An 891-nucleotide genomic window follows, 5' to 3' on the forward strand; every position below is an offset into this window, starting at 1 on the left:
TCACGGTACTGGTTCACTATCGGTCAGTCAGGAGTATTTAGCCTTGGAGGATGGTCCCCCCATATTCAGACAGGATACCACGTGTCCCGCCCTACTCTTCGAGTTCACAGCAAGTGTGCTTTCGTGTACGGGACTGTCACCCTGTACCGTGCGACTTTCCAGACGCTTCCACTAACACACAAGCTGATTCAGACTCTGGGCTGCTCCCCGTTCGCTCGCCGCTACTGGGGGAATCTCGGTTGATTTCTTTTCCTCGGGGTACTTAGATGTTTCAGTTCCCCCGGTTCGCCTCGTTAACCTATGTATTCAGTTAACGATAGTGTGACGGATCACACTGGGTTTCCCCATTCGGACATCGCCGGGTCAAAGGTTCATATCACCTCGCCGGCGCTTTTCGCAGATTAGCACGTCCTTCATCGCCTCTGACTGCCAGGGCATCCACCGTGTACGCTTAGTCGCTTAACCTCACAACCCGAAGATGTTTCTTTCGATTCATCATCAAATTGCGAAAATTTGAGAGACTCGAACACACATAACATGTGTGTCGTTTCAATTTTCAGCTTGATCCAGATTTTTAAAGAGCAAAACTTCGCAGTGCACCTTTTCAGGTTCACTCTGAAGTTTTCTTGTTTTTCGCAGTAAAAGGATGGTGGAGCTATGCGGGATCGAACCGCAGACCTCCTGCGTGCAAGGCAGGCGCTCTCCCAGCTGAGCTATAGCCCCATCGTTTGTAATCTCTGTACCGCTCATCCTTTAAAAGGAGTTTGGTAGGCCTGAGTGGACTTGAACCACCGACCTCACCCTTATCAGGGGTGCGCTCTAACCACCTGAGCTACAAGCCTGCAGAGATTTTTACTGCTGTTTTTTCATCAGACAATCTGTGTGAGCACT

Annotated in this window: 2 tRNA genes and 1 rRNA gene; all 3 read right to left on the reverse strand. The window is 50.1% G+C overall.

Features of this window, described 5'->3' with window-relative positions:
• A 23S ribosomal RNA gene (locus E3U32_RS17460) occupies positions 1-465 on the reverse strand; the annotation flags it as partial.
• A 182-nt stretch (positions 466-647) separates the two neighbouring features.
• Positions 648-723, reverse strand: a tRNA-Ala gene (locus E3U32_RS17465).
• Between the two features lie 42 nt (positions 724-765).
• Positions 766-842, reverse strand: a tRNA-Ile gene (locus E3U32_RS17470).
• Positions 843-891 lie beyond the last annotated feature (49 nt).

It is taken from the genome of Lelliottia nimipressuralis (genome assembly GCF_004402045.1).
GTDB lineage: Bacteria > Pseudomonadota > Gammaproteobacteria > Enterobacterales > Enterobacteriaceae > Enterobacter > Enterobacter chinensis.